The organism is Mesorhizobium sp. M0047, from assembly GCF_040323315.1.
GTDB lineage: Bacteria > Pseudomonadota > Alphaproteobacteria > Rhizobiales > Rhizobiaceae > Mesorhizobium.
Map to the genome: position 1 here is coordinate 309,788 of NZ_JAMYUW010000001.1, position 23,962 is coordinate 333,749.

The window sequence follows — 23,962 nt, forward strand, 5'->3', positions numbered from 1 at the left end:
CAGCGGCCTTGAATTAATTGAACGTTCGTTTTATTATTGCCTCGTAAACGAGGCCGACAATGGCACGCACGACTGGATCCGATGGTGAAAAGACCGAAGCAGCCATCCGCGAGGCGGCCGTCAATCTGATTGCGCGTTTCGGCTACGAGGCGATGTCGATGCGCCAGCTTGCCGCCGAAGTCGGCGTCCAGGCTGCCGCGCTCTACCGCTATTTTCCAACCAAGGAAGAGCTTCTGTTCACGCTGATGCGCGAACACATGGAAGGTCTTACAGGCGCGTGGGAAGCAGCCCGCTCTATCGGTGCGGATCCCGCGCAGCGGCTGTCAGCCTTTGTCGAAAACCACATCGCCTTTCATATCGAGCGTCGGCACGCCACGCATGTGTCGAACATGGAATTGCGCAGCCTGTCGCCCGAACGGCTGACGCAGATCCTGCGCATGCGGACAGCCTATGAAAAGGAGCTACGCACAATTCTGCGCGACGGCGCCGAGGCGGGCGCCTTCAGCATCGACGACACCGGGCTGACGGCCATGGCGCTGATCCAGATGATGACCGGCGTCATCGTCTGGTTTCGGCCGGGCGAACGGCTGTCGATCGCTGAAGTGACGGCGACATATCTGTCGATGACCATGCGGCTCGTCGGCGCGACGATCGACGCCTACAGCGCCGCGCGTCCCTTTGGACGCGCGAAGGACGCTGTAGCACTTTAATTTCGCGCATGATCCCTTCCCAAAATCGAAGTCGATTTTCGGGGTCATGCGGCAGGGAGGAAAAACATGTACACGAACACGCTCAGCTTCGGGCATGACGAGGAGATCGAGGCGCTGCGCGATATGGTTCGGCGCTTCGCCCAGGACAGGATCGCACCGATCGCCGCCGATATCGATCGTTCGAATGAATTCCCGGCGCATCTGTGGGGCGAACTCGGCGCGCTTGGCCTGCTCGGCATCACGGCCGACCCCGATTTCGGCGGCAGCGGCATGGGCTATCTCGCGCATGTGATCGCCGTCGAGGAAATCTCGCGCGCCTCGGCATCGGTCGGCCTCTCCTACGGCGCCCATTCCAATCTCTGCGTCAACCAGATCAACCGCTGGGCGACACCGGCGCAGAAGGAAAAGTTCTTGCCGCCGCTGTGTTCGGGCGAACGCGTCGGCGCGCTGGCGATGTCTGAATCCGGCGCTGGTTCGGATGTCGTGTCGCTCAAGCTGCGCGCCGAAAAGCGCAATGATCGCTACGTGCTCAACGGCACCAAGATGTGGATCACCAACGGGCCGGACGCCCAGACGCTGGTCGTCTACGCCAAGACCGATCCGGAGCTGAAATCACACGGCATCACCGCTTTCATCGTCGAGAACACGATGGCCGGATTTTCCGTGGCGCAAAAGCTCGATAAGCTCGGCATGCGGGGTTCCAACACCGGCGAGCTGGTTTTTTCAGATGTCGAAGTGCCGTTCGACAACGTGCTGCACGAGGAAGGACGCGGTGTCGAGGTGCTGATGTCTGGCCTCGACTATGAACGCACCGTGCTTGCCGGCGGCCCGATCGGCTTGATGGCGGCGTGCCTCGACGTGGCCATCCCCTATGTGCATGAGCGCAAGCAGTTCGGCCAGGCGATCGGCGAGTTCCAGCTGGTGCAGGGTAAACTTGCCGACATGTATACGACGATGAACGCCGCACGTGCCTACGTCTATGCCGTCGCCGCCGCTTGCGATCGCGGCCAGACGACGCGCAAGGACGCCGCCGGCTGCGTGCTGTTTGCCGCCGAGAAGGCGACGCTGATGGCACTGGACGCCATCCAGCTGCTCGGTGGCAACGGCTATATCAACGACTATCCAACCGGCCGCCTGTTGCGCGACGCCAAGCTCTACGAGATCGGCGCCGGCACCAGCGAAATCCGCCGCTGGCTGGTCGGGCGGGAAATCATGGCGGAGGGGGTATAGTATGGCAGCACTTCAAACCCAGATCTCTCCGGCCTCCGAGACCTTCCGCGCCAATGCCGAGCGCATGCGCGCCTTGGTCGCCGACATCGCGGAAAAAGCTGCCATCGTCGAGCGCGGCGGCTCGGAGGAAGCGCGTGAGCGCCACGTTTCGCGCGGCAAGCTGTTGCCGCGCGAGCGCCTCGCGCAATTGCTCGACACCGGCTCGCCGTTCCTCGAGATCGGCCAGTTCGCGGCATGGTCGATGTATGGCGAGGAGATTTCTTCGGCTGGCATGATCACGGGCGTCGGCCGCGTCGAGGGCACCGAGGTGATGGTTGTCGTCAACGACGCCACGGTGAAGGGCGGCACCTATTATCCGCTGACGGTGAAGAAGCATTTGCGCGCCCAGGAGATCGCGCTGCAGAACAATTTGCCTTGCATCTATCTGGTCGACAGCGGCGGCGCCAATCTGCCCAATCAGGACGAGGTGTTTCCCGACCGCGAACATTTCGGCCGCATCTTCTATAACCAGGCCAACATGTCGGCGGCGGGTATCCCGCAGATCGCCTGCGTCATGGGTTCCTGCACGGCAGGCGGCGCCTATGTGCCGGCGATGTCGGACGAGACGATCATGGTGCGCAACCAGGCGACCATCTTCCTCGGCGGCCCGCCGCTGGTGAAGGCGGCCACCGGCGAGGACGTCAGCGCCGAGGATCTCGGCGGCGCCGATGTGCACACGCGGCTGTCCGGCGTTGCCGACCACTATGCGTTGGACGACGACCATGCACTCGCCATCTGCCGGCGCATCGTCAAAAACCTGAATCGGAACAAGACTGTAAGCCTGAACTTACAGAAGTCGATTCCGCCGCTTCATCCGGCGGATGAACTCTATGGCATCGTGCCGACCGACCTGCGCCAGCCCTATGATGTGCGCGAGGTGATCGCGCGCATCGTCGACGGTTCCGAGTTCGATGAGTTCAAGCAGAATTACGGCACCACGCTGATCACCGGCTTTGCCCACCTGCATGGCATGCCGGTCGGCATCATCGCCAACAATGGCGTGCTGTTTTCGGAAAGCGCGCTGAAGGGCGCGCATTTCATCGAACTGTGCTGCCAGCGCAAGATCCCGCTTGTCTTCCTGCAGAACATCACCGGCTTCATGGTCGGCAGGAAATACGAGGCCGGCGGCATCGCCAAGGACGGCGCCAAGCTGGTGATGGCTGTCGCCACCGCCAGGGTGCCGAAGGTGTCTGTCATCATCGGCGGTTCGTTCGGCGCAGGCAATTACGGCATGTGCGGCCGCGCCTTTTCACCGCGCTTCCTGTGGATGTGGCCGAATGCGCGCATCTCTGTGATGGGCGGCGAACAGGCGGCAACCGTGCTCGCCATGGTCAAGCGCGAGGGCATCGAGCGCAAGGGCGGGGAATGGACCGCCGAGGAAGAGGCGAAATTCAAGAAGCCGATCCTGATGAAATACGAGCATGAGGGCCACCCGCTCTACTCGTCCGCTCGCCTCTGGGACGACGGCATCATCGACCCGGCGAAGACGCGCGACGTGCTGGCACTCAGCCTGTCAGCCGCGCTCAACGCCGAGATCGAGGAAACGCGCTTCGGCGTGTTCAGGATGTGAGATGAGCAAGGCGCTGGACAGGATCCGCATCCACATCGGCGACATCACGAAACTGGATGTCGACGCCATCGTCAATGCCGCCAACACGTCGCTTCTCGGCGGTGGCGGGGTCGATGGCGCCATCCACCGCGCCGCAGGCCGCGAGCTTGAGTTCGAATGCCGGATGCTGAACGGATGCAAGGTCGGCGACGCGAAGATCACCAAGGGTTACAAACTGCCGGCTCGACACATCATCCATACAGTCGGCCCCGTCTGGCAGGGCGGGGGCAAGGGCGAAGCCGAGTTGCTGGCTTCCTGCTACATCAGGTCGCTCGAACTCGCCGCCGCCAATGACTGCCGCACAGTGGCCTTCCCGGCGATCTCGACCGGTGTCTACCGCTACCCGAAAGACGAGGCGACGCGGATCGCCGTCAGCAATATCAACGCGTTTCTAAACGAGACAAGCAGGCCGGAAATCGTCATTTTCTGCTGCTTCGACGAGCAAACGGCTGAACTATACCGGCATGCCGTTGCTGCCCTTCGAGAAGGTTGAACTGTATGGCGCAACCGATTCATCAGCATCGTCTGCGGCACGCACCTGAATGCGTCGCAGCAGGCGGCCGAAGAGCTGGCGATGAAATCCTGTCTGGCCACCGGCAGCCATTACAAGGTTACGACCGGCGGCGGCTGCGAGATCGCCGCGTCCAAAAAGGTACAACCGACCGCCAGGTAGAGCACTCCCTTGGCAAGGGAGTGCTCTACGGTATTGGGCGAACGTCTGAACGGATAGGCTGGCGGGACAGCGCCCCCCTCTGTCCTGCCGGACATCTCGGCAGGACAGAGGGGGGCGCGACGGAGCGCCTGCGTCGCTTCAAGCAAACTGTGTCCCAGGAGGCTCGATGTTCACCAAGATCCTGATCGCCAATCGGGGCGAGATCGCTTGCCGTGTCATCCGTACGGCACGGAGGATGGGCGTGCGCACTGTTGCCGTCCATTCGGACGCCGACGCGAAATCCCTGCATGTCGAGATGGCCGACGAGGCCGTGCATATCGGCGCCTCGCCTGTCGGCGAAAGCTATCTGCGCGGCGACAAGATCATCGCGGCTGCCCTGGCGACGGGCGCTGAAGCCATTCATCCCGGCTACGGCTTCCTATCCGAAAACCCCGATTTCGTCGACCAGGTGGTAGCGGCGGGGCTCATCTTCATCGGCCCGTCGGCGGGCTCGATCCGTGCCATGGGGCTGAAGGATGCCGCCAAGCGGCTAATGGAAAAGGCCGGGGTGCCGGTCGTGCCGGGCTACCATGGCGAGGCGCAGGAGATCGTGCTGCTTGCCTCCAAGGCGCGCGAGATCGGCTATCCCGTGCTGATCAAGGCGCGCGCCGGCGGCGGCGGCAAGGGTATGCGGAGGGTCGAGCATCCCGATGAGTTTTCCGAAGCGTTGTCCAGCGCACGGCGCGAGGCGAAAGCCGCCTTCGGCGACGACCGCGTGCTGGTCGAAAAATATGTCGACAAGCCGCGCCACATCGAAGTGCAGGTGTTCGGCGATAGTCTTGGCAATGTCGTGCATCTTTACGAGCGCGACTGCTCGGCGCAGCGCCGCCATCAGAAGGTGATCGAGGAGGCGCCCGCCCCCGGCATGACACCGGCTTTTCGCAAGGCGATGACGGACGCGGCGGTGAAAGCCGCCAAGGCGATCAATTATTCCGGCGCCGGCACCATCGAGTTCATCGTCGATGCCTCGCAGGGGCTGAAAGCCGACCGCTTCTGGTTCATGGAAATGAACACCCGCCTGCAGGTCGAGCACCCCGTCACCGAAATGGTTACCAGCACCGATCTGGTCGAGTGGCAGTTGCGGGTCGCATCGGGCGAAAAGCTGCCGAAGACACAAAGCGAGATCGCGCTGACCGGTCATGCCTTCGAAGCGCGAATCTATGCCGAGGATGCGTCAAAGGGGTTCCTGCCGGCGACTGGCACGTTGCACCATCTGAAATTCCCGGATGCAACCCCCGAAGGCGCCACGGTGCGAATCGAGACCGGCGTACGGGCAGGCGATGCGATCTCGCCCTATTACGATCCAATGATCGCCAAGCTTGTCGTCCATACGAAGGACCGGCAGGCGGCACTTGAAGCGCTTGGTGCGGCGCTGTCTCGAACCGAGATCGCCGGCTCCACCGTCAATACCGCCTTTCTCGCCGCTCTGGCCGCCGATCCGGATTTTTGCACAGGCGACGTCGACACTGGCCTGATCGGCAGGCACCAGGAGACATTGACGATCGTCCCGCCACCGGGCGGAGAAACCATTGCCGCCGCCGCTGTCGCAGCTTCAGGCGCCGGAGCGCCGCCGCCATCCGACGATCCGTGGTCGTCGCTTGCCGGCTACGCGCATTTCCACAATGTGGCGCGGCGCATACGGCTGAAATTCGGCGATGACGATATCGTAGCAAAGGTTTCGGTGCGGCCGGATGGACGGTTCCAGGTGGCGCTGAATGCCCCCCATGACAGCACAAATTCGCATGATTTTCGCGCTGCACCGCGCATCGCCCGCTGGCCAGGCCACATCACCGTGTTCGAAGGCGCCGTTGGCTACACCTTCGCCGTGCCGGACCCGCTGGCTCGCGCCGACGAGGCAGCCGCAGGCGTAGGCAGCTTGCGCGCGCCGATGCCGGGGCTGGTCAAGCTGGTCCGCGTGACAAAAGGCGATGCAGTGATCAAGGGCCAACCACTGCTGATCCTCGAGGCGATGAAGATGGAGCACACCATCGCCGCGCCACATGATGGCGTGATCGCCGAGATCGCGACAGAGGGCGCGCAGGTCACCGATGGGACGGTGCTGGTGCGGTTCGTGGAGGAGCACAACGCCCCGACCGCGGTAGCGAGCTGACAGCCGAAAGCCGTCGACGGGGCAAACGAGAAAATGGCCGGGAGGAGCCCCGACCATTTCGCTATCCTATCCAGTCGCCAGGACGACGATTACTGGGCGATCGGTTACTGGGCGATCGGTGCGTACTTTCCATTATGCCACTGGTTGATGTCGTAGCTGGCATTCTTGAGGTCGCCCTTTTCGTCGAAGGTGACGTTGCCGACGACGGTGCTGACGGGCGTGCCATTCTTCAACGCTTCGGCAACCTTCGCCGGATCGTCGCTGCCGGCGCGCTTGACGCCCTCGGCGAAGGCCTGGATCACGGCATAGGAGAACAGCGTGAAGCCCTCCGGCACGAAGCCGCCCGCCTTAATCTTCTCGACGGCGGCCTTGGCTTCCGGCTTTGCCTGCGGATCCGACGGGAACACGAACATGGTGCCCTCGCCTGCCGGGCCGGCAACCTGCCAGAATTCCGGCGAAGCGATGGAGTCCGGCATGATCAACTGGAACTTCAGGTTCTGTTCCGCCGACTGACGCAGGATCAGACCAGCCTCAGGATGATAGCCGCCGAAATAGACGACGTCTGCTTTCAAGTCCTTGAGCTTGGTGACGAGAGCCGAATAGTCCTTCTCGCCAGCGTTGATGCCATCATAATAGACTTCCTTGAGGCCGCCGGCATTCATCGTTGCCTTGACGGCGTCGGCCACGCCCTGTCCGTAGGCACTCTTGTCATGCAGGACGACGACATTCTTCCCAGCAAACTTCTTGGCGATCCATGGGCCGATGAAGGCGCCCTGCGCATCGTCACGCGTATAAAGCCGCATGATCGTCGGCCAGCCGGCCTTGGCCGCCGCGTCGGTCAGCACCGGATTGGAAGAAGCTGGGGTCATCATCAGAGCACCGGCTTCGGCATAGACCGCCGAGGCCGGAATGCTGGAACCCGAGCAAGCATGGCCGTCGATGAATTTGACGCCGTCGGCGACGATGCGGTTGGCGACCGACACTGCCTGCTTGGGATCGCACTGGTCGTCTTCGATACTCAGCTTGATCTGGCGGCCCTCGACACCACCCGTTGCGTTGATCGCGTCAGCAGCGGCCTGCGCGCCCTGCTTGAACTGATCGCCGATGGTGGCGAGTTGTCCGGTCATCGGGCCGACCACCGCAAAAGTGATGTCGTCGGCGAATGCGACCGGCGTGCTCATCATCAGGCCGAAAATGGCCGCGTTCAAAATACCCAATTTTTTCATTGCAGTAGAACTCCTCCACTCACGCGCGGCCGTGCCGGCCGCGCTTCTTCCCGAGAGGCGGGACAATTTCACCGTTCCTTGGGCCTGTCTAGGCGCATTGGCGGTACTCGATTGGGCCTGCAACGCGTCGCGGCAAACAGGGCAAAAGCCGCGCCGGCCTTGTTCCGGCCGGTCGCGGCTTTCTTGCCTGTCGAGCTGTTCCCGAGCGTCCCCGCGCCTAAAAACCCGCTCGCCCTCCACGTGTCGTGCGCGACTGGACCTTGCGGCCTGCCGCGTTCTCTTTCTTCAGAGCATGATCCCTGGGCAAACAGTTTCCGTTTGTCGGAGAGAACCGGATTCCACTTTGGGCATTTCACCGTCTCACGGAAACGGCGAACCGCTTTAACTCTTTGTTTTGACGCGATTCCGGACGGAAACCCGCTTCACACTTTTCCTGGAGGTCATCGACCGTCTTGCGCGGCCTTCTGTTGTGCCGGGTCTGGCCGTCTGTGCGGTCTTGATCCCGGAGCTTCCCTGTCTTCGATAGGTCTGTAGGCAGATCTCAGTGGATGGTCATCCATTCGCGGGCTTCGCGAAGCGCCTTGGCGATCTCGACCTTCGACATTGCCGCCGACAGTTCGGAGCGCAGTTCCGCGGCACGGACCGAGCCCTTGATCGCGGCAATGTTGAACCATTTGTGGGCGGCAACGACATCGGTCTCGCAATCGCGGCCGGTCGCATACATCATGCCCAGTTCGAAAAGAATGTCGGCCTGGGCAGTTGCCCCCATGGCGCCGAAACCTGCTTCAAGCATTTCAAAACGTGCCATTTCAATCCCCTGTTTTCCGGCCCCTGTCAGGCTCCTGAGAGCTGCCTTCTTTCGTGCTTGCGGCTGCTCTTCCGATGCTTTCGAGAATGCCGTGCAGGCTTGAATCCGTCGTTAAATGGCGTGCTTAATTTGAGGAAAACAAAGCTAAAACAAGAGGTAAACGCGGAAATTCGTTAAGGATACAAAGCCAGCAATTCAGCGAGCTTGCGTCAAATTTGACAAAAATCCTCCGCTGCCAAGTCAAGACTTTGCTAACCACGGGAGACAAAGGCGCTGCGCCGGTCATTTCATTTTCTCGCCGATGGGACGCATTCGGACGCCTTCAAGAATCCGAAAGTCTTCCGCAGCGGCACCGCTTTTGTTTTGCCAGGAGCTGGATTAGCTTACGTTAGCGTAAGCGGCAGACCGGCGAGGGGCGGAGCATCCGGTCGGACATCCAAAGGGAGGAAGACATGTTTCGAAAAGTGAGCCTGGCTCTTGCGGCCACATTGATCGTGGCGGGTGCGGCATCGGCCGATCCGATCGAGGGTGATTGGAAGACGCAGGCCGGCGACACCGCGGCCATCGTTGGCGGCGGCTCGTTTTCCATCACGCTCAAGTCCGGCAAGTATGCCGGAAAAACCATCGGCTCGCTCAAGGCGGCTGGCGACAACAAATATGCCGGCAACATCACCGATCCGGCAAACGACAGAACCTATTCGGGCAAGGCGACCCTTTCCGGCAGCTCGCTCAAGATGAGCGGCTGCGTGCTCGGCGGACTGATCTGCAAAAGCCAGACTTGGCACAAGCTCTGATCGACCTATATACAGACATATATATCCTTGTGACATGAAGACGGGGCTCTGACGGGCTCCGTTTTCGTTTGTCGCGGCGCAACGCCCTAACCTCGGCATCCTGCCGAAACAGGCGCCGTCGACGCTAAATCCCGCCCATCAGTTTGAACCGCAGATGAACGACGGCATCAGAGCCGGTTCAGTTGCATCAGGGCATTCTCCGGCGTGTTGAAGGAGACCCGACCAATGCTTGCTCGCCGCTTCACCATCGTCTGCCTGCTGATGAGCCTGTTTGGAATGTTCTTCGCCATCCTCGTCGCTGAAGCGGGTCGTCCGGCCCGCGCCTGGGACGAAGCCAGTTCCAGAACCTGCCGCCTCGCCTGCCCCACCCACCTTCGCAACTAAACAAAAGAGCCAGACCTCAAAAAGAAAAGCTGAAACACCATGAACCGCATCGCCGCCACCGCACTAAAGATCCTTCGGCTCCTGCCGCGGGCGGCGCTTATCCTGGCGGTTCTGGCCGCTCCGGTTCTGGCAGTGCCGATGATGCGCGCCGATGCCGGCTCGACGATCGAAGCGCCGGCTTTGAAGAAGTCCGGGATCGGCTTTGTGCTCCTGGTCAGCCTGCAGCGCGGATAAGCACGTTTCGTGCATGTCGCCCAAAATCGCTGCGCTCTTTGGGGCGACATGCAGCGGAAAGAAAAACGACCCTTAAGCCGCCTTCGGTCGCGACACCCCTCCCAAGTGCCGATCCAAATCTCTATATTGAGTCATGGAAAAGCGAATCTACCCTCAGGCCATCGAATCTGTCGTCATGCCGGAGCCTTTTGGCCGGCAAAGCTTTGATCGCGCCGAAAAGGCCGTCGCGGCACTTCGGCTGCTTTACGACCGCAACACCAAGTTCCTGCGCGACTCCTTTGCTGAACTGGCGGCGGCGGGCGGCGACAATGGCAAGCGCTACCGGGCCTTCTACCCGGAGATCGGCGTCACCACCACCTCGTTCACCCAGATCGACTCGCGTCAGGCGTATGGCCATATGCCGACGCCTGGGCATTTTTCGACCACCATTACCCAGCCCGCCCTGTTCGAAAGCTACCTTGTCGAGCAGTTACGTCTGATCATGCGCAATCATGGCGTTGCGGTCTCGGTGTCGGAATCGACCACGCCGATCCCGCTGCATTTCGCCTTTCTCGAAGGCACCCATGTCGACGGCGCGGCGGCCGAACGCATCAAGCGGCCGATCCGCGACCTGTTCGACGTGCCGGATCTCGACGGTACCGACGACCAGATCGCCAACGGGACTTTCGAAGTGGCCTTAGGCGAACCGAGGCCGTTGGCGCCCTTCACGGCGCAGCGCATCGACTATTCGCTGCATCGCCTGTCGCACTATACGGCGACCACGCCACAGCATTTCCAGAATTTCGTGCTGTTCACCAACTACCAATTCTACATCGACGAATTCGTTGCCCGCGCTCGCGACCTGATGGCCGATGGCGGCGGCGGATATACCGAATTCGTCGAGCCGGGCAATGTCATCACCTTGGCCGGACAAAGCGCGCCCGGTCTCGGGGTCGCGCCGCCTCGCCTGCCGCAGATGCCGGCCTATCACCTGAAGAAGCCGAACCATGGAGGCATCACCATGGTCAATATCGGCGTCGGGCCTTCCAACGCCAAAACGATTACCGACCACATCGCCGTGCTGAGGCCGCATGCCTGGGTGATGCTCGGACACTGCGCCGGGCTGCGCAATACCCAGGCTTTGGGCGACTATGTGTTGGCGCACGCCTACGTGCGCGAGGACCACGTCCTCGACGACGATCTTCCGGTCTGGGTCCCGATCCCACCGCTGGCCGAGATCCAGGTGGCGCTGCAGGAAGCCGTCGCCGAAGTCACCGGCCTGTCCGGCTACGACTTGAAGCGCATCATGCGCACAGGCACCGTCGCCACCATCGACAACCGCAACTGGGAACTGCGCGACCAGCGCGGCCCGGTGCAGCGCCTGTCGCAGTCGCGGGCGATCGCGCTCGACATGGAATCTGCGACCATCGCCGCCAACGGCTTCCGCTTCCGCGTTCCCTACGGAACGCTGCTGTGCGTTTCGGACAAGCCACTGCATGGCGAGTTGAAGCTGCCCGGCATGGCGACCGAATTCTACAAGCGCCAGGTGGCGCAGCATCTGACCATCGGCATCAGGGCGATGGAGAAGCTTGCGGAAATGCCGATGGATCGGCTGCATTCGCGCAAACTGAGAAGTTTTTCGGAGACCGCGTTCCAATAGGACGATCTGTGCGCTGCCCGAGCATCTCGTCATCTTGATTGGGCCGCATTTCTGCCGATAACCAAGCCGGTATTTTCCGACAATCCGCGCGGACCTGACCCGATGAGACGCAGTCGACACATGGCGGCATCACTGGCATTTATCGCGCTGATGATGTTCTTGGTTGCGCTGGTCGCCGGGTTCTTGGGTACCTTGCATCCGGCCTTCGATTCCTTCTCGCATTTCCGCGTCCACCTTGCCGTATTGATGGCGCTTTGCGCACTGCCGCTGCTGGCCACGACATTTCGCCTGCAAGCGGCCGTGGCACTGCTTTTTGCCGTGGCGGCCGTCGCCACGACCTTGAACACATTGCCCAGTCTATGGCCGGTTCAGGCTGCCTATGAAGCCAAGGTCGAAGATCGTGCGGTCTACAAATTGCTGCAGATGAACCTGCGCTACAACAATCCGACGCCGAAGAAGGTTCTGTCGCTGATCGGCCGGACCAATCCCGACGTGATCACCCTCGACGAGGTGTCGGCGATGTGGACGACCGAGCTTGGCTATATCAGCAGTGCATATCCATACCGGATCCTCTGCCCTTATCCCAACGGCATATTCGGCGTCGCGCTGATCTCGCGGCGGCCCTTTGCCGCCGGCACCGAGGCGCGTTGCGAACGGCGCGGCGCCATGGCGACAGCGACCGTCGACTTCGGCGGCATTGACGTCGATGTCGCCGCTATCCATCTCAGTTGGCCGTGGCCACGCGAGCAGTATTGGCAGATCGGCGAACTTGCGGAATCGCTCTCCGCGCTCGGCGAGACGGCCATCATGGCGGGCGACTGCAACGCCGTGCCGTGGAGTGCTGCCGTCCGGCGCGTCGCCTCGCTCGGCGGCCTGACCGTCATGCCGTCCGCCGGACCGACCTGGATCCAAATCAGGCTGCCGGACTTCGTGCGGCGCTTCGCCGGCCTGCCGATCGACCAGGTTTTCAGCAAGGGCGGGCTGACCATCCATTCCGCAACACGGCTGGAGGACACTGGCTCGGATCACCTGCCGGTAATGGTGGAGTTCTCGCTCAGGGGGGCACAACAGAAGCCGGTCGATGATCATGAAACCGCGACCGCAGCGATAGTCCAGACCGGCAGGACGCCAGGTTAAGAGATCAAGGCTTGATCAAAGCGGTGATCAGATGCTCGACATGGCCACCGTCGCGATGCTCGCGGGCGTCGAAGGCGATCTGCTTTACCTCATACGCGGCATAGGTAGCCTTGATGCGCCGCTGCGCCTCGCGACGTGTCTTGGAGCAGGACGGGTCGTCGGCAATCCTGAGGCCGGAGATGGATGTTTCGATGGCCCGCATCATTTCCCTGGCGATGCGACCATGGGTTTCTTCGTGAGCGCGGACGCCGGCGAAGAACCGCGACCAGTGCTTCTGGAGCGCCGGCGCGGTGGCCGAGGCGAGATGCGGAAACGTGTAAAACAGATTGAGCGTGCCGTCGGCCCGCCGCAGGCGGCACAAGCCATTGTCCTGGCCGGCGTCAAGGTTCCAATCCACGGTGTAGCCCGTCTGGGCGATGGCATGCGTCATGAAGCCGTGCTTCGGCCCCTTGCGGTCCATCGCCTTCATCAGCGCCAGGCCAGTGTTCCCGGTGATGTCATAGGTCCGCGTCTTGATCAGCACCCTGGTGCCAGCCGAGGCCATCGAAGCCGAACCGCACACAGCGCCGATCACCACAAGGCATACTAAAACCGCCAAGCGCATTGGCCATCTCCCTGTCGTCAGGGGATGGAACCACAAGCGCGCGGCAGTTTCAACAGTTCTAATATTTCACATGCCCGGCAACCCCGGCCATGACCGGCATTTTGCGTGCGGCCGGCGAGACGGTCCAGCCAGCGCGTAGCTTACATACCTTGGTAGACCGGACCTTCGCCGCCTTGGGGCGGCACCCAGTTGATGTTCTGGTTCGGGTCCTTGATGTCGCATGTTTTGCAGTGGACGCAGTTCTGCGCGTTGATGACGAAGCGCACGTCTTTTGCCGCGGGATCGGCGGCGGCATTGCCGTCCTTGTCGACCCATTCGTAGACGCTGGCTGGACAATAGCGTGTCGAGGGTCCGGCAAAGACATCATGCTCGGAGCGCTTCTGCAGGTCCATGTCGCCGACAAGCAGATGGACCGGCTCGTTTTCCTCGTGATTGGTGTTTGACAGGAACACCGAGGACAGGCGGTCGAAGGTCAGCACGCCATCCGGCTTCGGATAGGCGATCTTCTCGTGCTTGGCGGCCGGCTCGAGCGTGGCATAGTCGGCCTTGCCATGCTTCAGCGTGCCGAAGGGCGAGAAGCCGAACAGCGTGTTCAGCCACATGTCGAGGCCGCCAAGGCTGACGCCAATGATGGTGCCGAAGCGCGACCAGAGCGGCTTGACGTTGCGCACCTTCTTCAGGTCCTTGCCGATGTCGGTGTCCCGCCATGCAGCCTCGTAGGAGGAAAGCTCGTCATTGGCACGGCCGGCGCCGATCGCCTCGGCGACATGCTCGGCCGCCAGCATTCCTGAAAGGACCGCGTTGTGGGAGCCCTTGATGCGCGGCACATTGACGAAGCCTGCCGCGCAGCCCATCAGCGCGCCACCGGGGAAGGAAAGTTTCGGCACTGACTGCCAGCCACCCTCGGTGATGGCGCGCGCGCCGTAACCCACGCGCTTGGCGCCCTCGAAGGTGCCCCTGATTGCCGGATGGGTCTTGAAGCGCTGGAATTCCTCGAACGGCGACAGCCAGGGGTTCTTGTAGTTGAGATGGAGGACGAAGCCGACCGCCACCTGGTTGTCCTCCAGATGGTAGAGAAAAGAGCCGCCACCTGTCTTCATGTCGAGCGGCCAGCCGAACGAATGCTGGACCAGGCCCGGCCTGTGGTTCTCTGGCTTGACCTGCCAGAGTTCCTTGAGGCCGATGCCGTATTTGCCGGGCTCGCGGCCATCGGAAAGCTTGTATTTGGCGATCAGCTGCTTGGCGAGCGAGCCGCGCGCGCCTTCGCCGATCAGCACATATTTGCCCATCAGCGCCATGCCCGGCGCGAAACCCGGACCATGCGTGCCATCCTTCTCGACGCCCATGTCGCCGGTCACCACGCCGGTAACGGCGCCGGCGTCATTGTAGAGCAGGCCCGCCGCGGCGAAGCCGGGATAGATCTCGACGCCGAGCGCCTCGGCCTTACCAGCCAGCCATCGGCAGACATTGCCAAGCGAGACGATGAAGTTGCCATGATTGTTCATCAGCGGCGGCATCAGGATGTTGGGCAGACGGAACGAGCCTGCCGGGCCCAGGACGAGGAAATGGTCCTCTGTGACCGGCGTCTTGAAGGGATGCCCATCCTCGTCGCGCCAGCCCGGCAAGAGCCGGTCGATGCCGATCGGATCGACGACGGCGCCGGAGAGGATATGGGCGCCGACCTCGCCGCCCTTTTCCAGGACGACGACCGAGAGTTCGGGATTGACCTGCTTGAGGCGGATGGCGGCGGCAAGGCCGGCCGGGCCGGCGCCGACGATGACCACGTCGAATTCCATGCTTTCGCGTTCGATGTCGCTCATCAACCCCTCCGCACTGGCTTATCCCATTCGGGCATCTTGCTGGCTCCTGCGCTGCATAGCGCATCAATCGGCGACAGGAAACCGGCGCAAACGTGACAATGCCGTTTTGGCCAAAAAGTCGCGCATTGCGGTGCTGGGCGGCTGTTTTGCCCCGCCGAGGCGCAGCGCGCCCACGTTTTTAATTGTTCGACGCCTTGCTTATCGGCCATACTTCAAACCATGCGCTTTCCTGAGCCAGCCGGCTTTTCATCGATGCGCTTTCTTTTCACGCCCGGCCGTGTCTGCGGGGCGCTCCTTTTGGCCCCTCTGGTGCTGGCCCCGGGCCATGCCGCAGCGGACGAAGTGAAAGTATGGGCGGCAGGTGCCTACTCCTTCTCCGACGAGCTTGGCGGCTTCCACATCACCGGCGCTTCAGGCGTTGGAACGAGAGACGATCCGCTAGTCATCACCGAAGAGCTGAATTCGTCAACGCCGGTGACCCTGACCATCCGCACGACAAAGCCGATCCAGGCTTTCGGCCCGGCCGGCGCATTCGCCAATGGCATCATGTATATGCGCATCGACGTGCTCAACAACAGCGGCCAGGCCTGGATCGAATTCCAGTTCGAGCTGCAGGAGGTGCTGAATCAGCCGAGCGTGTTCGGCGACGGACTTTCGTTCGACCAGCGCAACAAGACGCCCGATAACATCTGGTCGAGCAATTTCGCCGATTTCGACCGCGATTTCGAACCCTATGACCGACTGCTGTTCCGGAATGGCAAGGTCGACCCGCTGAAGACGGCCAGATTCGAATTCCTGATGACCGACTATACGCCGCGCTGGACCTTCTATCTGGTGCAGGATCCACGCATACCGACCGGGTAGAACAAGCAGCCAGCCTTGCAAATTGCCGTCATGGGGGCGAATGTGCCGGCATGACTGCCGCTTCCCCACATAACAGACCAGACATTGCCGACCTACTGGCCTTTTATGCCAGCGTGGGCGTCGACGAGCCGCTTGAAGACCAGCCGGTGAACCGGTTCGCCGAGATCGTGCCAAAGCCGATGGAGCGTGCGCCGACGGCGACGCCCTCGGGCAATACCGCCGCGCAGCAGCGTTCAACGACCGTGTCTCGCCCCGAAGCCATCGACAGAGCAAATGCACCACCCGTTGCACGCGCACCGTCGGCGACGGTTCCCGACGAAGCGCAGGCGGCGCTGGCCCGCCAGTTGGCAACGACGGCAACGACCCTGGACGAGCTTCGCCAGCACATGGCGGCGTTCGACGGCTGCAATCTCAAAGCCACGGCCAAGAACCTTGTATTCGCCGACGGCAATCCGGAAGCCGCCGTGATGCTGGTCGGCGAGGCGCCGGGGCGCGACGAGGACATCGAGGGACTGCCCTTCGTCGGCCGCTCGGGTCGGCTGCTCGACCGCATGCTGGCGGCGATTGGGCTCGACCGGACCTCGGTCTACATCGCCAACGTTATTCCGTGGCGGCCGCCGGGCAATCGCACGCCGACGCCGCACGAAACCGAGATCTGCCGGCCATTCATCGAGCGGCAGATCGAACTGGTCAATCCGAAAGTGCTGATCAACCTCGGCGGTCCGTCGGCCAAGACCTTGCTCAACACCAGCGAAGGCATCCTGCGCCTGCGCGGCAACTGGCGCGTCCACACGACGGCATCCGGCGTCGCCATTCCCGCCATGCCAACGCTGCATCCCGCGTATCTGCTGCGAACGCCGTCGCACAAGAAGCTGGCGTGGCGGGATTTGCTTGAGGTGAAGGCGAAACTGCGGGCGATTGGCTAGACGCTTGGCGGCCCTCCCTTGTGGGAGAAGGACAGGACCATAACCTCGCAGGTAATTGAAATGCGCTGTCCGCCGCTCTAACCATGCCTCCATGACATCAGCCCAAAATTCCGCCGGCAGCCTCATTCGCGAATGGCGGACGCGCCGACGAATGTCACAGCTCGAACTCGCCATAGAGGCCGAGATCTCACAGCGGCATTTGAGCTTCGTCGAAAGCGGCCGCGCCGCGCCCTCGCGCGATATGGTGCTGCATCTGGCCGAACAGCTTTCGATCCCGCTCCGGCAGCGCAACCAGTTGCTGCTCGCCGCCGGCTTTGCGCCGAGCTTCGGCGAGCGCTCGCTGACCGACAAGACGTTGGCGCCGGCGATGGCGGCGGTCGAGATCGTGCTGAAGGGGCATGAGCCATTCCCGGCACTCGCTGTCGACCGCTACTGGAACCTGGTTTCGGCCAACGCCGCTATCGCTCCGTTCCTAGCCGATGTCAGCGAGCCGTCGCTGCTCAAGCCGCCGGTCAACGTGCTTCGCCTCAGCCTGCATCCCGGCGGCATCGGACCGCGCATCGTCAATCTCCAGGAATGGCGGACGCATCTGCTCGAGCGTCTCAAACACCAGATTGACGCCAGCGGCGACCCGGTGCTGGTCGATCTGGAGCGCGAGTTGCGCAGCTACCCGTCCGGTTTGAAATGCAGCCGGCCGGCGCCGGTCGAGCCGAATGCCATCGTGCACCCGCTCAGGCTGGCGCATGGCGATCAGGTGCTGTCGTTCATCAGCACCATCACGGTGTTCGGCACACCACTCGACGTGACACTGTCGGAACTGGCGATCGAATCGTTTTTCCCGGCCGATGAGCAGACGAGGACGGTTCTGGTACGCTTGGCGAAGGAGCGGGCAGAACGGTCGTAATCAGCCTTCTGGCAAAGACGCCTTGCGGGTGCGAGTGCGCTCCAGGCCAAGCTGGCGCTCGCGCCAGATGATGAATATCCCGGCGGCAACAACGATTAGGCCGCCGACAAGCATGTGAACTGTGGCAACGTCGCCGAAGACGAGATAGCCTACGACCAGGCCAAGGATCATCGAGCTATATTCGAACGGCGCCACCACCGAGGCCTCGGCATGGCGGTAGGCTGCCGTCATCAGGATCTGGCCGAGGCCGCCGCAGAAGCCGGCCGCAACCAGAAGAGCCGCCTGGAGCGGCGTCAGCATCCGCCAACCGAACGGCAGCGACAAGAGCGACATGACGCTCGCCGTCACCGAAAACCACAACACGATGGTCGCGGTGCATTCGCTTTGCACGAGATTGCGCACCAACAGCATGGCGACCGCCGAGATCGCCGCGGCGACAAGGGCGGCAATGACGCCAAGCACCTCCTGGTCGTCGAGCGCCTGGTCGGAGCTGAGCAGCGTCAATTCCGGCCAGGAGATGATCAGCACACCGACCAGACCGACCGCAACCGCGCTCCAGCGATAGACGCGGATGGCTTCACCGAGGAAGATCGAGCTGAACACCACCACCAGCAGCGGCTGCGCGTAGTTCAGCGTGATCGCCTCCGGCAGCGGCAGCCGGGTCAGCGCGAAGAAGCCGAGCCCCATGGCGCCGACGCCGACAAGGCCGCGGGCGATGTGGTTGAGCGGACGCTTGGTGGTGAAGGCAGTGCCGAGTTTTCCCTTGAAAGCCAGAAACGCGATGATCGGGAAGATCGCGAAGAAAGAACGGAAGAAGACGATCTGGCCGGCTGGAACGGTGCCTGCGGCCTTGATGCAGGTCTGCATACCGACGAAGACGGCCACCGACACGATCTTGAGCATGATGCCGGTGAGCGTGTTGTGCCCGCCAGCATGGTCGCTGACTGTGGGGCTGCCGTGGGCGGCTTTCACGCTCCCACAGCTTCGCGGATGGTTGCCCAGATGCGCGCCGGCGTTGCCGGCATGTCGATGTGCCTGACGCCATACGCGCGCCAGAGCGCATCGGTGACCGCGTTGAGTGCGGCGGGAGTCGAGCCGATGGTGCCGGCCTCGCCTGCCCCCTTGATGCCGAGCGCATTTGTGGTCGAAGGCACGTTGCGGGTCTCGAAATGGAAGAACGGGAAATTGTCGGCGCGCGGCATGGCGTAGTCCATGAAACTCGCCGTCAAAAGCTGTCCGTCCTCGCTGTAGATCGTGTCTTCGATCAGTGCCTGGCCGATGCCTTGCACGACACCGCCATGCACCTGGCCGGCGAGCAGGATCGGATTCACGGTGACGCCGAAATCGTCGACAATGGTGTAGCGGACGATCTCGGTGGCGCCGGTATCCGGGTCGATCTCGACCTCGCAGATATGGGTACCGTTCGGGTAGGTGCATTCGTCCTGCACGAATTCGCCAAAGCCTTTGAGGTCATCAGGCGTCTTGGCGGCCTTGGCGATGGTGGAAAAATCGAGCGAGCGATCGGTGCCGACGATGCGGGCAGTGCCATCAGACAGCTCGATGTCGCCGGCCGAGGCTTCCAGCTCATCGGCAGCGATGCGCTTGATCTTGTTGGCCAGATCTTCGCCGGCCCGCGATGCCGACACGCCGCCGAGCGGAACGGAGCGCGAGCCGCCGGTGCCGCCGCCAGCCTTCAGCTCGTCGGTGTCACCCTGGCGGACATGGATCTTGTCGATGTCGAGGTTGAGCTTTTCCGACAGGAACTGCGCATAGGCAGTGGCGTGCCCCTGCCCGTTGGTCTGGGTGCCGATTTTCAGCGTCACCGTGCCGTCGCCGTTGAGTTCGACAAAGGCCGGTTCCGATCCGGGGAAAGCGCAAGCCTCGATATAGGTCGCCATGCCGAGGCCGCGGATCTTGCCGCCGGCTTTCGACTGCGCCAGCCGCGCCGGGAACGTTTTCCATTCAGACCGTTCGATGGCACGCTCCATATGGCCTTCGAATTCACCGGTGTCGTAGAGGCGGCCGGTTTGGGTGCGGTAGGGAAACTGTTCCGGCCGAATGAAATTGCGGCGGCGGATCTCCTCGACGGGCAGGTCGAGATCATGGGCGCAGGCATCGACCAGCTTTTCCAGCAGGAACGCTGCCTCCGGTCTGCCGGCACCGCGATAGGCGTCGACCGGGCAGGTGTTGGTGTAGAGGCCGGTGACCGAGACGTCGAGCGCCTGGATATCATAGACGCCGGTCGACATGGTGACGCCGATATAGGGAATGAACGGGCCGTATTGCGAGATATAGGCGCCGATGTTGGCGAGCAGGTCCACCTTCATGCCGAGGAATCGGCCATCCTTGTCCAGCGCCATCTCGGCCGTCACGACATTGTCGCGCCCTTGCGCATCGGTCAGGAAGTGTTCGGTGCGGTCGCCGGCCCATTTGACCGGGCGGCCAAGCCGCTTTGCCGCCTCCAGCACCAGCGGATATTCGCGGTAGACGAAGGTCTTCGGCCCGAAGCCGCCGCCGACATCCGGCGTGATGACGCGCAGCTGATTCTTCTTGATCTTGAACAGGCCGGCCAGAATGTACTGCATGGAGTGCACGCCCTGCGACCCCGTGGTCAGCACGAAGCGGTTCTCCTCCACGTTCCACTCGCCGATTGCCGAGCGCGGCTCCATGTAGTTGCAGACCAGCCGGTTGTTGACGAATTCGATGCGCGTGACATGGGCGGCCTTGGCGAAAGCCGCGTCGGTCTTTTTCTTGTCACCCATGTGGTAGCTGAAGGCGCGGTTGGAACCGAGTTCCGGCCAGACCAGCGGCGCGCCTTCGGCAAGCGCCGCTGCCGTCCCGGAAGCCGCGTCTTCGCTGTCATAGTCGACATCGATCAGCTCCGCGGCGTCCTGCGCCAAGGCGCGACTCTCGGCGACAACAAAGGCAACGGCATCACCGACATAGTGGACCCGGTCGCGGCACAGGATCGGGATGTCGCGCGTCGGCGCCCTGGTGCCGTCCGGCTGTTCCTGCATGACGCCGGACCTGAGATCTCCCAGATGAGCAAGATCCTTGCCGGTCAGCACCAGATGCACACCAGGCGCCGTCTTCGCGGCCTCGGTTGAACCGATGGTGAAGCTGGCCTTGGCGACCGGTGAGCGCAGGACATAGCCATGCAGGACCCCAGCCGGCTGGATATCGTCGGTATAGCGGCCCTGCCCCTGGATGAAGGCGGCATCCTCGCGCCGCAGCACGGATGCGCCCATGCCGAATTTCGGTGTGACGACGGTCATGAGTTGCCTCGTGATGATGACGGGAGAAGAACGCCTGAAATAGGCATTGCCTTAGTTTTGTCGAGGGGCCGTTTCGTGTAAAGAGCGCGGACTTCAAATTTCTTGGCCAGCGGACACAATCCGCCGCCAACGCAATCGACAGGAAAGCCACGGAATGCGCACGGACACCGGCCAGGTCTTCAAGCTCGAAGACTATCGCCCCAACGACTACCTCATTCCGCAAACCAACCTCACCTTCCGCCTTTCGCCAGACGCAACGCGCGTCACCGCCTTGCTTACTGTCGAGCGACGTGACGGCGTCTCCATGTCGGCACCATTGGTGCTCGACGGTGACGGCCTGACGCTCAAGCGCATCGAGATCGACGGCAAGAAAGTAAAACCGTCGGACCTTCTGGCGAGCCCGGACCAGCTGACCATCCTCAAGCCGCCCGCCGCGCGTCGCTTCCAGTTGTTGATTGAGACCGAGCTGGCGCCGGCGGGCAATGAAGCCCTGATGGGCCTCTACCGCTCGAGCAATGTCTACTGCACGCAGTGCGAGGCCGAAGGCTTTCGCCGCATCACCTATTTCCTCGATCGCCCCGACATCCTGTCCGTCTACACCGTGCGGATCGAAGCGCTGCGTGACGAGGCGCCACTGCTTCTGTCCAACGGCAACCCGCTCGACAGAGGCGATCTCGGCGGCGGCTGGCACTATGCCAGATGGCACGATCCTTTCCCCAAGCCGTCCTACCTGTTCGCGCTGGTGGCCGGCAATCTCGGCCAGCTGGCCGACAGTTTCGTCACCCTGTCCGGCCGCACGGTCGAGCTCGGCATCTATGTCGAGCCCGGCAAGGAGAAGCTGGCCGGCTACGCGATGGACGCCCTGAAGCGGTCGATGAAATGGGACGAGGAGGCGTTCGGCCGGGAATACGATCTCGACGTCTTCAACATCGTCGCCGTGTCCGACTTCAACATGGGCGCGATGGAGAACAAGGGCCTAAACGTCTTCAACGACAAATATGTGCTAGCCGATCGCGAGACCGCGACGGACGCTGATTTCGCCAATATCGAGGCGATCATCGCGCATGAGTATTTCCACAATTGGACAGGCAACAGAATCACTTGCCGCGACTGGTTCCAGCTTTGCCTGAAGGAAGGGCTGACGGTCTTCCGCGACCACGAATTCTCCGCCGACCAGCGCTCGCGGGCGGTCAAGCGCATCGCCGAGGTGCGCACCTTGCGCGCCCACCAGTTTCCCGAGGATCAGGGCCCGCTGGCGCATCCGGTGCGGCCGCGCCGCTACCGCGAGATCAACAATTTCTACACGGCGACGGTCTACGAGAAAGGCTCCGAAGTTGTGCGAATGATCCGTACGATTCTCGGGGCCGAGGTCTTTCGCGCCGGCATGGACCTCTATTTCGAGCGGCACGACGGCGACGCGGCGACGATCGAGGATTTCATCAAAGTGTTCGAAGATGCATCCGGCCGCGACCTGTCGCAGTTCGCGCTCTGGTATCATCAGGCAGGAACGCCCAACCTGACGATCAGTTCGACGCACAATCCGGCCGCGCAAGAATTCACGCTCGAAATCGAGCAGTCGGTGCCGCCGACGCCTTCCGAAAGCCGCAAGCGGCTGATGCACATCCCGCTCGCCTTCGGCCTGATCGGCGCCGGCGGCAAGGCCGTGGAGTATAGCGGCGTCGAGGGCGCCAGCATCGAGGACGGCGTCATCCATGTCCGCAAGCGTCGCCACATGGTGCGGTTCTCAGGCGTCGCCGAACGCCCGGCCGTGTCGCTCAACCGAGGCTTTTCGGCGCCGGTGACGCTGTCGGTCGAGCAGAAAGCCGATGACCAGTTCTTCCTCGCCCGTCACGACAATGACGCCTTCTCGCGCTGGCAGGCCTTCAACACATTGCTGACAGATGCGCTGATATCAGCCTTCCGCGAGATCCTCGGCGGCAAGCAGCCCGACTTCGCGGCGCGGCTGACCGAACTCGCCGGCAGCATCGCCGGCGACGAAACGCTCGAACCGGCCTATCGGGCGCTGGCGCTGGCACTGCCGGGCGAAGCCGACATTGCCCGCGACATCGGCAGAAATATCGACCCCGACGCCATCTATGCGGCCCGCGAGGCGCTGGCGCTGGCGATCGGCACCGCAAACCGCGGCGCTTTTTCGAGCCTGTACCTCAGCCTTGCCGACAAGGCAGCGTTCAGCCCTGACGCGGCGAGCGCCGGGCGACGCGCCTTGCGCAACACCCTGCTGGATTATCTGTCGCTGCAGCCGGGCGGAGCGGCCCTCGCCGCCGGGCATTTCCAGTCTGCGACTAACATGACCGACCGCGCGGCCGCACTCGCCGTGCTCGCGCATCGTCACCACGGTTCGCCCGAGGCGATCGAGGCGCTCGCGGCTTTCGAGACGATCTATGGCTCCGACCCGCTGGTCATGGACAAATGGTTCCAGATCCAGGCCAGCGTCCCGGGACCGCAAACGGTCGACACAGTGATGGCCCTGACCAACCACCCGGCCTTCTCGATGGGCAACCCGAACCGCGTACGCTCGTTGATCGGCACCTTCTCCAGCGCCAACCAGACCGGCTTCCACCGGGCCGACGGCGAAGGCTACCGGTTCTTTTCGCAAACGGTACTCGAGGTCGAAAAGCGCAACCCGCAAGTGGCGGCAAGACTGGCGACGGCGCTCAGATCGTGGCGTTCGCTCGAACCTCTGCGGCAGGCCAAGGCCAGGGAAGCGCTGCTTTCGATCGCCAACGCCGAAAACCTGTCGGCGGATCTGAGGGATATCGTCGAGCGCACGCTGGCTTAGACTTGGCTTGCGCCCGAGGGAGGATCGGCCGTTTCGGCATTATTTTAGTCGATTTTTAATCTTTTTTCGCCGGGCCACTGGACAAGGCGAATCACCTTTGATTCTTTACTGACGATTCGGATGTGCGGCGTTTGCCG

20 protein-coding genes are annotated in these 23,962 nt (G+C 62.5%); 14 read left to right on the plus strand and 6 right to left on the minus strand.

Going from position 1 to position 23,962, the window contains the following annotated elements:
• Positions 1–59 precede the first annotated feature (59 nt).
• The 5 genes from NKJ89_RS01550 to NKJ89_RS01570 all read left to right on the plus strand — a co-directional run bounded on the left by NKJ89_RS01550 (position 60) and on the right by NKJ89_RS01570 (position 6,410).
• Complete coding sequence (locus NKJ89_RS01550) at positions 60–710, plus strand: TetR/AcrR family transcriptional regulator (protein ID WP_352599247.1); 651 nt, start codon at positions 60–62, stop codon at positions 708–710.
• A 66-nt stretch (positions 711–776) separates the two neighbouring features.
• Positions 777–1,940, plus strand: a complete 1,164-nt coding sequence (locus NKJ89_RS01555) for an isovaleryl-CoA dehydrogenase (protein ID WP_352599249.1) — start codon at positions 777–779, stop codon at positions 1,938–1,940.
• A 1-nt stretch (position 1,941) separates the two neighbouring features.
• Positions 1,942–3,549, plus strand: coding sequence for a carboxyl transferase domain-containing protein (locus tag NKJ89_RS01560; RefSeq protein WP_352599251.1), 1,608 nt, complete (start codon positions 1,942–1,944; stop codon positions 3,547–3,549).
• Between the two features lies 1 nt (position 3,550).
• A complete protein-coding gene (locus NKJ89_RS01565; protein ID WP_352599253.1) occupies positions 3,551–4,081 on the plus strand; it encodes an O-acetyl-ADP-ribose deacetylase in 531 nt (176 codons plus the stop codon).
• A 346-nt stretch (positions 4,082–4,427) separates the two neighbouring features.
• Positions 4,428–6,410, plus strand: coding sequence for an acetyl/propionyl/methylcrotonyl-CoA carboxylase subunit alpha (locus NKJ89_RS01570; RefSeq protein ID WP_352599255.1), 1,983 nt, complete (start codon positions 4,428–4,430; stop codon positions 6,408–6,410).
• Between the two features lie 104 nt (positions 6,411–6,514).
• Here NKJ89_RS01570 and NKJ89_RS01575 read toward each other — a convergent pair whose 3' ends face one another.
• The gene (locus NKJ89_RS01575) at positions 6,515–7,636 is read right to left on the minus strand and encodes an ABC transporter substrate-binding protein (protein ID WP_352599257.1); all 1,122 of its coding nucleotides are present in this window, start codon (positions 7,634–7,636) and stop codon (positions 6,515–6,517) included.
• A gap of 541 nt (positions 7,637–8,177) precedes the next feature.
• Complete coding sequence (locus tag NKJ89_RS01580; protein ID WP_023760434.1) at positions 8,178–8,444, minus strand: SEL1-like repeat protein; 267 nt, start codon at positions 8,442–8,444, stop codon at positions 8,178–8,180.
• Between the two features lie 452 nt (positions 8,445–8,896).
• On the opposite strand from NKJ89_RS01580, the gene NKJ89_RS01585 reads away from it, so the two are divergent.
• From NKJ89_RS01585 to NKJ89_RS01605, 5 genes are all read left to right on the plus strand, one after another.
• Complete coding sequence (locus NKJ89_RS01585; protein WP_352599258.1) at positions 8,897–9,238, plus strand: DUF2147 domain-containing protein; 342 nt, start codon at positions 8,897–8,899, stop codon at positions 9,236–9,238.
• 225 nt (positions 9,239–9,463) lie between these two features.
• Positions 9,464–9,622, plus strand: a complete 159-nt coding sequence (locus tag NKJ89_RS01590; protein WP_168992200.1) for a hypothetical protein — start codon at positions 9,464–9,466, stop codon at positions 9,620–9,622.
• 39 nt (positions 9,623–9,661) lie between these two features.
• A complete protein-coding gene (locus tag NKJ89_RS01595; protein WP_352599260.1) occupies positions 9,662–9,856 on the plus strand; it encodes a hypothetical protein in 195 nt (64 codons plus the stop codon).
• A gap of 175 nt (positions 9,857–10,031) precedes the next feature.
• Positions 10,032–11,495, plus strand: coding sequence for an AMP nucleosidase (locus tag NKJ89_RS01600; protein WP_352599262.1), 1,464 nt, complete (start codon positions 10,032–10,034; stop codon positions 11,493–11,495).
• 102 nt (positions 11,496–11,597) lie between these two features.
• The gene (locus tag NKJ89_RS01605; RefSeq protein ID WP_352599264.1) at positions 11,598–12,632 is read left to right on the plus strand and encodes an endonuclease/exonuclease/phosphatase family protein; all 1,035 of its coding nucleotides are present in this window, start codon (positions 11,598–11,600) and stop codon (positions 12,630–12,632) included.
• Positions 12,633–12,636: 4 nt separating this feature from the next.
• Here the strand turns inward: NKJ89_RS01605 and NKJ89_RS01610 are convergent, their stop codons facing one another.
• Together NKJ89_RS01610 and NKJ89_RS01615 are read right to left on the minus strand one after the other, a co-directional pair.
• A complete protein-coding gene (locus NKJ89_RS01610; protein WP_352599266.1) occupies positions 12,637–13,236 on the minus strand; it encodes a DUF922 domain-containing Zn-dependent protease in 600 nt (199 codons plus the stop codon).
• A 140-nt stretch (positions 13,237–13,376) separates the two neighbouring features.
• Positions 13,377–15,056: an electron transfer flavoprotein-ubiquinone oxidoreductase gene (locus NKJ89_RS01615; RefSeq protein WP_352599268.1), complete on the minus strand. Its 1,680-nt coding sequence runs from the start codon at positions 15,054–15,056 to the stop codon at positions 13,377–13,379.
• Positions 15,057–15,275: 219 nt separating this feature from the next.
• Between NKJ89_RS01615 and NKJ89_RS01620 the strand changes: the two genes are divergently transcribed.
• From NKJ89_RS01620 to NKJ89_RS01630, 3 genes are all read left to right on the plus strand, one after another.
• Positions 15,276–15,920, plus strand: coding sequence for a hypothetical protein (locus tag NKJ89_RS01620; protein WP_352599270.1), 645 nt, complete (start codon positions 15,276–15,278; stop codon positions 15,918–15,920).
• Between the two features lie 50 nt (positions 15,921–15,970).
• Positions 15,971–16,846 (plus strand): uracil-DNA glycosylase, encoded by an 876-nt coding sequence (locus NKJ89_RS01625; RefSeq protein ID WP_352599271.1) that lies wholly within the window; start codon positions 15,971–15,973, stop codon positions 16,844–16,846.
• A gap of 91 nt (positions 16,847–16,937) precedes the next feature.
• Positions 16,938–17,750, plus strand: coding sequence for a helix-turn-helix domain-containing protein (locus tag NKJ89_RS01630; protein WP_352599273.1), 813 nt, complete (start codon positions 16,938–16,940; stop codon positions 17,748–17,750).
• Here NKJ89_RS01630 and NKJ89_RS01635 read toward each other — a convergent pair whose 3' ends face one another.
• Positions 17,751–18,653: a DMT family transporter gene (locus NKJ89_RS01635; protein ID WP_352599353.1), complete on the minus strand. Its 903-nt coding sequence runs from the start codon at positions 18,651–18,653 to the stop codon at positions 17,751–17,753. It lies immediately after the preceding gene.
• Between the two features lie 65 nt (positions 18,654–18,718).
• Positions 18,719–21,025: a xanthine dehydrogenase family protein molybdopterin-binding subunit gene (locus tag NKJ89_RS01640; protein WP_352599275.1), complete on the minus strand. Its 2,307-nt coding sequence runs from the start codon at positions 21,023–21,025 to the stop codon at positions 18,719–18,721.
• Positions 21,026–21,179: 154 nt separating this feature from the next.
• Between NKJ89_RS01640 and pepN the strand changes: the two genes are divergently transcribed.
• A complete protein-coding gene (gene pepN / locus NKJ89_RS01645; protein WP_352599277.1) occupies positions 21,180–23,825 on the plus strand; it encodes an aminopeptidase N in 2,646 nt (881 codons plus the stop codon).
• Positions 23,826–23,962 lie beyond the last annotated feature (137 nt).